Source organism: Mesorhizobium sp. M7A.F.Ca.US.014.04.1.1, from assembly GCF_003998745.1.
GTDB lineage: Bacteria > Pseudomonadota > Alphaproteobacteria > Rhizobiales > Rhizobiaceae > Mesorhizobium > Mesorhizobium ciceri.
Map to the genome: position 1 here is coordinate 1 of NZ_RZRW01000317.1, position 6,844 is coordinate 6,844.

Annotated in this window: 9 protein-coding genes; 4 read left to right on the top strand and 5 right to left on the bottom strand. The window is 62.7% G+C overall.

Going from position 1 to position 6,844, the window contains the following annotated elements:
* Both EOA22_RS20430 and EOA22_RS20435 read left to right on the top strand, forming a co-directional pair.
* A partial coding sequence (locus tag EOA22_RS20430; protein WP_127390176.1) for a DNA alkylation repair protein occupies positions 1-639 on the top strand: 639 nt, incomplete at its 5' end.
* Positions 599-1,333, top strand: a complete 735-nt coding sequence (locus EOA22_RS20435) for a DUF3299 domain-containing protein (RefSeq protein ID WP_245478661.1) — start codon at positions 599-601, stop codon at positions 1,331-1,333. The genes EOA22_RS20430 and EOA22_RS20435, both read left to right, overlap by 41 nt.
* Before the next feature lie 27 nt (positions 1,334-1,360).
* On the opposite strand, the gene EOA22_RS20440 is transcribed toward EOA22_RS20435, so the two are convergent.
* The 4 genes from EOA22_RS20440 to EOA22_RS20455 all read right to left on the bottom strand — a co-directional run bounded on the left by EOA22_RS20440 (position 1,361) and on the right by EOA22_RS20455 (position 3,856).
* A complete protein-coding gene (locus EOA22_RS20440; RefSeq protein WP_006205209.1) occupies positions 1,361-1,852 on the bottom strand; it encodes an Lrp/AsnC family transcriptional regulator in 492 nt (163 codons plus the stop codon).
* A gap of 108 nt (positions 1,853-1,960) precedes the next feature.
* Positions 1,961-2,641, bottom strand: coding sequence for a uracil-DNA glycosylase family protein (locus tag EOA22_RS20445; protein WP_127390177.1), 681 nt, complete (start codon positions 2,639-2,641; stop codon positions 1,961-1,963).
* On the bottom strand, positions 2,581-3,192 hold the full coding sequence (locus EOA22_RS20450; RefSeq protein WP_027161586.1) for a glutathione S-transferase: 612 nt from the start codon (positions 3,190-3,192) through the stop codon (positions 2,581-2,583). The genes EOA22_RS20445 and EOA22_RS20450 overlap by 61 nt, the downstream gene beginning before the upstream one ends.
* Before the next feature lie 43 nt (positions 3,193-3,235).
* Positions 3,236-3,856 (bottom strand): thermonuclease family protein, encoded by a 621-nt coding sequence (locus tag EOA22_RS20455; protein WP_063167987.1) that lies wholly within the window; start codon positions 3,854-3,856, stop codon positions 3,236-3,238.
* Positions 3,857-3,931: 75 nt separating this feature from the next.
* Between EOA22_RS20455 and EOA22_RS20460 the strand changes: the two genes are divergently transcribed.
* Positions 3,932-5,452, top strand: coding sequence for a HAMP domain-containing sensor histidine kinase (locus EOA22_RS20460; protein ID WP_063167986.1), 1,521 nt, complete (start codon positions 3,932-3,934; stop codon positions 5,450-5,452).
* A gap of 11 nt (positions 5,453-5,463) precedes the next feature.
* Here EOA22_RS20460 and EOA22_RS20465 read toward each other — a convergent pair whose 3' ends face one another.
* Positions 5,464-6,459 carry a nicotinate-nucleotide--dimethylbenzimidazole phosphoribosyltransferase gene (locus EOA22_RS20465; RefSeq protein ID WP_063170237.1) on the bottom strand — a complete coding sequence of 332 codons (996 nt, stop codon included), beginning with the start codon at positions 6,457-6,459 and terminating at the stop codon, positions 5,464-5,466.
* 197 nt (positions 6,460-6,656) lie between these two features.
* Here EOA22_RS20465 and EOA22_RS20470 point away from each other — a divergent pair.
* The coding region (locus EOA22_RS20470; protein WP_164755676.1) for a DUF1289 domain-containing protein at positions 6,657-6,844 on the top strand (188 nt) is incomplete at its 3' end.

Below are 6,844 nucleotides of genomic sequence, written 5' to 3' on the forward strand. Positions count from 1 at the left end.
GAGCAGAACCGCCTCGGCATGTTGCGCTACGGCATCAAGATCGACCGTGCACTTGGCATCTCGCACGGCATGCAGCGGCAGATCGCGCGGACGATCAAACGCAACCACGAGCGCGCCTTCGAGCTATGGGACAGCGGCATCATGGAGGCGCAGTTCATTGCCTCCGTCACGGCTGACCCGAAACGGTTTTCTGCTGGAGATGCAAGACGATGGGCGGCGAGTTTCGACTCCTGGGACATCGTCGACGGCGTCTCGGATCTCTTTGTCGATACGGACGCCTGGAAAGAACTGATCGCCGAGTTTGCGGCCGACGAGCGGGAGTTCGTTCGGCGCACGGCCTTCGCCATGATGGCCTGGTCTGTCGTCCACCGGAAGCAGGAGCCAGGGGCGACCTTCCTCTCCTTCCTGCCGATCATCGAAACGCACGCGAACGACAGCCGCAATTTCGTGAAGAAAGCCGTGAACTGGGCGCTTCGGTCGATCGGTAAGCGATCGATGAACATGCACGGTGCCGCCCTGGCTGTCGCCGAACGACTGGCGCAGTCGGCAGACAAGACGGCGCGCTGGATCGGCAAGGACGCCGTAAGGGAGCTGACCAATGCCAAGACGCTCGCGCGGATCGCCGCCAGGAAAGGCTGACGGCGCGCGTTCCGCCATGTCAGGATCTCGCCGACATGTGAAGTGGCTGCCGACATGTGATGCGCCTCGAGCGTTGACGTCTTTGGCAGCGGCGTCTTTACTTGAGGCTCAAAGGAAGCGGCCGATGAGCAATCCTCTAAAATCAACCCTGGCGCTCGCTGCCGCTTTGTTTGTGTCCGCTGCCGCCGATGCCTCGGCCGAGACTGCGCACATATTCTGGAAGGATCTGCGTCCGGCTACGCAATCCGCCGCCGAAAACGTCGGGCTGCCGATGATCGCGGCAAAATTGCCCGACCATGGCGAAACGCTGTCCGTCAATCTTCAGGACAAAAGCATTCAGCTAGCCGGCTACGCATTGCCGGTCGATCGCGACGGTGATCTTGTCTACCAGTTCCTGCTGGTACCCTGGACGGGTGCCTGCAGTCACATGCCGACGCCGCCGCCCAACCAGATTGTCTTGGTTACGCCGGCCCGTCCCTACAAGATGTCCGAGGCCTATCAGCCTGTAGCGGTCACCGGCGCGCTGAAGCCGGACATGGAGAAGAGCCAGCTGTTCATCCTCGACGGCGTCAGCATCATCCAGTCTGGCTACAGCGTGCGCAAGGCAGATGTGGTGAGCGTCGAGACCGTGCCGGATACGATCACGCTGCCGGTGAACTCACCCTGGAGTTTCCTCAACAAAAAGAAGAACTAAGCGGGACGACTTTATGTGACGTTCAGCTCAGGCAGCGTTGGCACCCGATTCCTTGTCCAGAACCATGTAGTCGAGCGGGATTTCGGTCGTGTACTTGATCTGCTCCATGGCGAAGGACGACGACACATCACGGATTTCGATCTTGGCGATCAGCCGTTTGTAGAAGGCGTCATAGGCCGCGATGTCGGGCACCACGACGCGCAGGAGATAATCGACGTCGCCGCTCATGCGGTAGAACTCGACCACCTCGGGAAACTCCTGGATGACTTCCGAGAAACGCCGCAGCCATTCATGGCTATGCGAATTGGTGCGGATCGACACGAAGACGGTGACGCGCACATTGACCTTTTCATGGTCGAGAATGGCAACGCGCCGCTTGATGACGCCCTCTTCCTCGAGCTTCTGGATGCGTCTCCAGCAAGGCGTCGTCGACAGCCCGACTTTCTTGGCGACATCGGCGACCGCGAGTGTCGCGTCCTCCTGCAAGAGGCGGAGAATTTTTCTATCGAGGCGATCCATATCGTGCTCCCAAGGGAATAGAATGCCTATACTCTGCCTTATCCAGGCCTTTCACAAGAAAGAAATTCTGCTGATCGGGCAAAAAGCGAGTGATTTCTTGCTGAAAGGTCAGCCGAGGCGATAGCGGATTTCCGAACGCAGAAAAGGCAGCAAATCCATTTCAAACCACGGATTCTTCTTCAGCCAGCCCGTGTTGCGCCACGAGGGATGCGGCAGCGGCAGCACTTTCGGACCGATGGAATTCTCCCAGATGGAGCGCCAGTCCATGACCGTTTCCGTCAGTGAGGGCCGGCGCGCCGCACCCATGTGCCAGGACTGCGCGTAGATACCGATCGTCAGCACCAGATCGATCCGTGGCATAGAGGCCATCAAAGGTGCGCGCCAGGCCGGCGCGCATTCGCGCCTCGGCGGCAGGTCTCCCCCCTTGGCATCCTGGCCGGGAAAGCAGAAGCCCATCGGGACGATTGCGAATTTTTCGATGTCGTAGAATTCGTCGCTCGTCACGCCAAGCCAGCTGCGCAGGCGGTCGCCGGAAGCGTCGGTGAACGGCATGCCCGACAGATGCACCTTGGTGCCGGGCGCCTGGCTGGCGATCAGGATCCGGGCGGTGGATGATGGGCGCAGCACTGGTCGCGGCTCATGCGGCAACGGCTTGCCGGCCGGATTTTCCACGCAGATGCGGCAGGCGCGGACCCTGGCGACGAGGTTTTCGAGTTCGGCAGTCATTCTCAGGCTGATGCGCTCGGCCGGCTGGAAACGGCTTGATGCCAGCGCAACACATTCGCGCACTCATCCGGTACCTTGATGCGTGCCGGCTTCATGAAGTCGACAGCGATCAGGCCGGTGATGTCGGCGATCGAATAGCTGTCACCGGCGATGAACTCCCGGCTGCCCAGTTCGCCGTCCAGCAGCCTGAGGAACGCCACGGCCTTCGGCTTGTTGGCCTCACCCCATTCAGGGACCTGCGGGATTTCCCATTCCTTCATGGCCGGATGGATGTGCCGGAAGGCCTGCGTGACGCAGCTGAGCAAATTGAATTCCATCCGCCTCTGCCACATCTCGACCTGCGCCTTGCCGAGTGCGCCACGCCCGAACAGGGCCGGTTCGGGATGCAGCTCCTCGAAATAGCGGCAGATGGCGACGGATTCGGTGATGACGGTGCCGTCGTCGAGCTCCAGCACCGGCAGACGCTGCAAGGGGTTGCGCGAGCTGACCGCCTGTTGCCTGTGTTCCAACGCGCCCATATCGATGGGCACCTGCGGAACCTCGATGCCTTTCTCGGCCAGGAAAACGCGGACCCGCCTTGGATTGGGCGCCCGGCCACCGTCGAAGAGCTTCATTCCATCCTCCTGTTCGTCCTCGGTTCCAGTTCCAGGATGCGCATCACCAGAAGCGAAAAATCTCGCGCACGGCATCGCCGATCGACGCCAGTGTGCCGTGCTTCTTCTCGACGACTTCGCCGTGATGGCTGTCTCGCCAATTCTGCGGCTGATCGAACGTTCCCGCCCAGATGCCGGCCTTTGCCGCGCGGGCGATGGCTTCCTCGCTCTCGAAGTCGCCATAGGCAACCGCCCAGCCCGCCTCGACCTGCGCGCGGTTGAGATCCTTGCCGCCGGCGGTGCAGTCGCCGAGCAGCCGGCCATAACGATCACGCTGCCAGCCGGTACAAGAGACGGGCTTGCCGGCGATCAGGCGAACGAGCGACTGACGCGCAAGCGTGCCGCAGGAATAGTCCGCGCCGTTCTTGCGGCAGGTCTGCGTATATTCCGGAGCATCGATGCCGCGCATGCGGATACGCTCGGTGCCAAGCGTGATCGAATCGCCGTCGTTGATGATTGCCACGCCTTGCGTCTTGCGTGTCTCCACCCGGTCGAGGCGGGCCGCCAGCAGGATCAGCAGTCCGAGGATGATGACGGCAAGCCCGTAATCCACCAGCCGGCGCCACAGGCTTCTGGGGCGCGCAACGTATCGCCGGCGCGGCCTCGGCGACCATGAACGGCTCATATGGCAAACGGTTGGTTAATCATTCGAACGTAGCTTAACACTTGGAAACCGCTGCTCGCATAAATTGAAGTTTTGATGCCCTTGCAACGCTCGAACACAGCGGACAAGTTCATTGTGGACCGCAGGAAACGCCATCGCAACAGCGATGTCGCGCGCGCGGTGCGCAAGACGCGTGACCGTCTTTCGCAGCAGGCCGGCAATCCCGATTTCGATCGCGAACTGCTGAAGCTGCATGCCCGAGCGATGACAAGCGGCGCCATCGCCATCCCGCTTCTCGTGCTGGCGATTGCCGCGGGTGGCCGGCTGGCCGGAATCGGCAATGAGATCGGGCTTTGGGCGCTGTTCACGCTAACCTGCTACACTATCGTTGCCGTCATGGCGCGGCGCATCGAGCGCACTGAAGCTTCCGAGCTCAACCCTTTGCAAGCACGGCGGGAATTCCTGATCGGCCATTTCCTGTGCGGTCTCGGCTGGGCTTGGTTCGTGTGGCTTGGCTGCAGCGTCTGCGAGGTCGATCCGTTCCACATCGTCAAGGCCGTGGTGCTGTTGTTCGCCATGGCGGCGACCGCGGTGATGACCTCGTCTCTGCGGGGCGCGCTGCTGGCGACCTTTGCCGTTCCCGTGGCGCTCTACGCCTATGCCGGCGCCAAGCTATGGATGCCGGTCGAGGCGATCATGGCCGCGCTGCTGGTCGTGTCGCTGCCGTTTTTCGCCTATGTGGCCCGTCATCTGAACCACTCGTCCCTGATGATGCTGTCGTTCCGCTCCGAAAAGGATGCGCTGATCGCCGAACTGGAGACGGCGAAATCGATGTCGGACGAAGCGCGGCGGCGGGCCGAGGACGCTAATCTGGCGAAATCGCGGTTCCTCGCCTCGATGAGCCACGAATTGCGCACGCCGCTCAACGCCATTCTCGGTTTTTCCGAGGTGATGTCGAACGAGGTGCTGGGACCGATGAGCAATCCCACCTATCGTGACTACGCCCATGACGTGCACGAATCCGGCCAGCATCTGCTCGACCTGATCAACGAGATTCTCGACCTGTCACGCATCGAGGCCGGCCGCTACCAGCTCAATGAAGAGCCGGTGATGCTGCTTGGTATCGTCGAGGACTGCTGTCACATGATGGAGTTGAGAGCGCGCAACAAGGATATCCGTGTCGTCCAGGATTTCGAGCACGAGCTGCCTCGGCTGTTCGCCGATGAACGGGCCGTGCGGCAGATCACGCTCAACCTTCTGTCGAACGCGATAAAATTCACCGCCACCGGCGGCGAAATCCGCGTCCGTGTCGGTTGGACGGCGGGCGGCGGACAATACATTTCGATCAAGGACAATGGCCCGGGCATACCGGAAGATGAGATCCCGATCGTGCTTTCCGCCTTCGGCCAGGGCTCCATCGCCATCAAGAGCGCCGAGCAAGGCACCGGGCTTGGCCTGCCGATCGTGCAAGGGCTGCTCGCAATGCATGGCGGCGAGTTCGAACTTCATTCCAAGCTGCGCGAAGGCACCGAGGCGATCGCCATCTTCCCGCTGAGCCGGGTGATGGAGGAATTGCCAGCATTGCCGACCGCGGCGGTGGCGGCTCGACGGCGGTAATACCTCAAGCCCTAACCGCGTACCGCCGCAGCCATGCCCGAACTGGTCAGCGCGGCGGCCTTGACCAGACCCGCTGCAAGGGCGGCCCCTGCCCCTTCGCCATGGCTGATGCCCAGATCAAGCAACGGGCGCAAGCCGAGCCGTTGGGCGGCGCGTGCATGCGCGGGTTCCGGCGACAGGCTGGCCAGCAGGCAATGGTCGAGCGCGGCGGGATTGACGCCATGCAGTACCGCTGCGGCTGCCGTCGCCGCCAATCCGTCGAGCAGCACCGGGATCTTCTGCATCCGCGCGGCCAGAATGGCACCGGCGATCGCCGCGAATTCCCGGCCGCCGACCCGGCGCAGCGCCTCGAGCGGGTCGCCGAGATGGCCGCCATGAAAAGCCAGCGCCGCATCGACCACGTCCGCCTTGCGTGCCTGCATCGCCGTATCGGCGCCTGACCCCGGGCCGGCCCAGTCGGCGCCCCCGCCCCCGAACAGCGCCGCAAACAGGGTGGCGGCGACGGTGGAGTTGCCGACGCCGAGATCGCCGAGACACAAAAGATCGGTGCCGCCGGCGATCGCTTCCATGCCGAAGGCCATGGTGGCGGCACAGCCACGCTCGTCAAGCGCGGCCTCTTCGGTGATGTCGGCGGTCGGGATGTGCAGGGCAAGATCGAAAACCTTAAGCCCGAGATCGTAGGCAATGCAGATCTGGTTGATCGCGGCACCTCCGGCGGCGCAAAGTTCGACCGCGTTGGCGGTCGCCGCCACCGGCCGTGGCGAAATGCCGTGGCGCGTGACGCCGTGATTGCCGGCAAAGACCGCCATCAGCGGTCTTGTCACCGCGGGCGGAGCCCGCCCGCTCCAGGCGGCCAGCCAGGCGGCGATGTCCTCGATGCGGCCAAGCGAATTGCCCGGTTCGGCCTTGGCAAACAGCGTGCGCACGCGGGTCTCGGCTGCCGTGTCGGCCGCCGGCAGATTGGCCAACAGGTTGCGAAAATCGTCGAAAGGCAGTGCGCTGGTCATCTTGTTATCGATCATTCCCTGGATTTGGTAAGCGGCATAGCCGCCTTGCGGGGTTGGCACAACCTCTGGGATGATGGGCCTGCATTTGCCGCAAAGCCGGCCCCGAAGGGCGCAATCGCGAGGGCTTGCATTGGCTTTGCCGTTGCACCATGTGGAGGTGGAACAAGGGATTGCGGATGGAAGCCCAAGAGAAAGTCATGACGGCCATCGAATCCCCGTGCATCCTGGTCTGTTCGATCGACATGAAAACCGGCTTCTGTTTCGGGTGCGGCCGCACGCGCGAGGAAATCGGCGCCTGGATCGGGATGACGCCGGAAACGCGCCGCAGCGTCATGGCTGAATTGCCGGCCCGGCTGGAAACGGTCGAGCGCCGGCCGCGCCGGGA